Source organism: Sulfolobales archaeon, assembly GCA_038897115.1.
GTDB lineage: Archaea > Thermoproteota > Thermoprotei_A > Sulfolobales > AG1 > AG1.
Window position 1 is genome coordinate 1 of the sequence record JAWAXC010000185.1, and the last position, 2,598, is coordinate 2,598.

The 2,598-nt window shown below is 43.3% G+C and carries 5 protein-coding genes; 2 read left to right on the forward strand and 3 right to left on the reverse strand.

Annotation, left to right across the window (positions count from 1 at the left end):
* A partial coding sequence (locus QXE01_12575; GenBank protein MEM4972073.1) for a hypothetical protein occupies positions 1–237 on the reverse strand: 237 nt, incomplete at its 3' end.
* Between the two features lie 375 nt (positions 238–612).
* On the opposite strand from QXE01_12575, the gene QXE01_12580 reads away from it, so the two are divergent.
* Together QXE01_12580 and QXE01_12585 are read left to right on the forward strand one after the other, a co-directional pair.
* Entirely contained in the window at positions 613–888 is a 276-nt protein-coding gene (locus QXE01_12580; GenBank protein ID MEM4972074.1) for a hypothetical protein, read from the forward strand.
* A gap of 5 nt (positions 889–893) precedes the next feature.
* On the forward strand, positions 894–1,586 hold the full coding sequence (locus QXE01_12585) for a hypothetical protein (GenBank protein ID MEM4972075.1): 693 nt from the start codon (positions 894–896) through the stop codon (positions 1,584–1,586).
* Between the two features lie 99 nt (positions 1,587–1,685).
* Here QXE01_12585 and QXE01_12590 read toward each other — a convergent pair whose 3' ends face one another.
* Positions 1,686–2,162, reverse strand: coding sequence for a PaREP1 family protein (locus tag QXE01_12590; protein MEM4972076.1), 477 nt, complete (start codon positions 2,160–2,162; stop codon positions 1,686–1,688).
* Positions 2,163–2,300: 138 nt separating this feature from the next.
* Positions 2,301–2,598: hypothetical protein (locus QXE01_12595; GenBank protein MEM4972077.1), on the reverse strand; the 298-nt coding region annotated here is incomplete at its 5' end.

Here is a 2,598-nt window from a genome sequence, read left to right on the forward strand (position 1 = left end):
GGCAAAGCCTATAGCGAGGTTTGGGAAATCCAATACACCTATCTCCTCCATTCTCTCAACAACGATGCTCCCCTCTGTCGAGATATAGGCTGCTTCCATACCACTTCTAAGCGATTCCCTAAGTATCTTCAGCACAAGGTTTGTCTTGCCAGAGGCGGGTTCACCATATATTATGAGAGGTTCACCCTCTATAAAGAGATCCTCATCCAGCTGGTAAAAGCCTGTTGTTGGCCTCATAAAGCTCTATATATTATATAGCTATAAACGTTATAGCTATAAAAATACCTAAAGGCCCTAGACTTGGAGAAACATATAGAATATCCATAACTAGCCAAAAACACCCTATGATCTACATATGCGTTGTTTCTACAGCTTAGGCACAGATATTGAAATAAAAAGCTGATCAATACGTGCAAAGATCGTATCTTTTAGCTATACTAGAAGAGCCTATCTCCATATTAAAGCTTATAAACGTCCAATAGATTATCTTCAGTGGAGACCCTGGGCGGCACCCCCGAATGTCGAGGCGCCCACAGGCCCCTTCTCCATCTTTTTCATTTTCAATATCCACTTCGCTGACACCTGCTTTATCAACTCCTATGCCGAAAATATTTGGTGAGCATTCTGAGCTATGATACATCGAGGACAAGGGGATATCTAAAGTCCTTCGGTGTGAGTGTCTCTCTATTTGAGGAGGAGATGTTAAAGCTTATTGAGAGAGCAGGCAATGAGGATCCTAGAAAGGTTTTGGAGGAGGCGGTGAAGCTAACTGAGAATCTTAATAAAAAGGTTTTGGAGATTGTGGAGCACGTGTTGAACATCGAGACAGAGCTTATGAGGAGACTAGTTGAAAAAGCCCTTGCTGGGGGAGGCTCTTCTAAAGGCTGATCTTTATGAGCGATATGGCTAAGATCTTATGCGGATCCGATGATGAGTGTCTTAGAGAGTTGGGGGAGGTGCTCAAGCTATACAGGGATCTCCACGTAGCTGGTGAGGATATAGATGTTAACGTGGATTTCGATCGAAAAACATATCCCCTAATAAAAAGTATAAAAGATCTCAGACCCTTGGCCAGAGGTGTTGTTAATGTTATGAAGAAACTCAATATAGAGATGGATGAGGATAGCGTGCTTAGATATATAGCTGGTGAGGCTGATATCGATGAGAGGGGCTCTATAGCATTATACATATATAGGAGGCTATTCTATAGGGTTGTGAGGAAAAGGCAAGGAGATATAGTATGGAATGGGGATAGATGCCCCATATGCGGCCTTGCACCGATAGCAGGAATAGCTAAAAAGGTCTCCCACGGCATATACGCTAGAACTGTTCTCGAGCTTAGATGCCTCTGCGGCTATTCATGGGACTACGATTTATTTAAATGCCCAGCCTGTGGCAATAGAGATAGAAGTAAATTTGAGGTGCTGATCCTCAATGGAATAAATATCCATAGATGTATGGTATGTGGCCATATAGTGGGGGTGGTCAATGACTCGCCATATGTTGATAGAGAGTTAATACACATTGCAGTCAGCTACATACTTATGAGACAGCTCGAGGTCAGCTCTTCAAAGCTGAAGAGCTGAGCTTATCATTACAGCTAACAGGCTAGATATCCTCGAAATCCTTTAAGAGATCTGGACGATACCAACGATTCCTTTTATTAATAGATACTCAATGACCATCTAAACCTTCAAAGATCTTATGATCTCTCTGGTTCTCATTATCAGTATTCTTGTAAGCTCTCTAGCAGTATCTTCATTTGGTATTTTACTCTTTATCCCCTCAGGATCAGGCCCGTTATATTGGAATTCATGTAGCTGCAAAGCTAGCGCCGTCAGCTCTGCCACGCTGTATATCCTCTCTTCTATTATCGCTGCGACCTCCGCCATTCTGTTTGTTGGCATAACAGCTGCGATCCATTCATACAGAGGGATCGATCGCGAGCCAACTCTTTTAAACCCCCTATACCTGCTCTCGAGAAGCTCTAGGTTTTTCAGGGCTAGATATGATAGTAGTGATTTCCAAGCCTGAAAAGCTTTTCCAGCAGCATTTCTCAAAAGACCATCCTTCAGAAAAACCTCTGCTATATCAAGCTCCTTTAGGGCCTCTTGAAACCGCGACTCCGCTATCTCAACTATATTGAGCCTTTTAATCTCCATCTCGCACGAACTAATATCCTTACCACAGCTTTATTTCTATCTCTAAATATGCTCCGATCCTCCGATCCTTTCTGTCCTAGAAGGGTGTATTAGGTTAAGGGCTTTAGGGTGGTTCTAGCGCTATCTTTAGATCTTCTTCTATGTATCTTCAATAGATCTTAGAAGGGTTACTTCCACCTCGTCCCCCTCATCATATCCCTCTCTATTCTCTGGAACAACTAGTATTCCGTTGCCTCTTACGAGGGTGCTCAGTATTCCACTCCCGGTTAGTGCTAAGGGATCTACGTAGATCTTCCCATCGCTGCCTCTATATACCCTCACCCTCACATAGGATCTTGTGTTAACCGGTGTTGAGATCCTCCTGGTGAGTATACCCCTGATAACTGGTCTCGGCTCCTCCTTACCACCTACCATGTGAAGTAGAACTGGTTTTGCT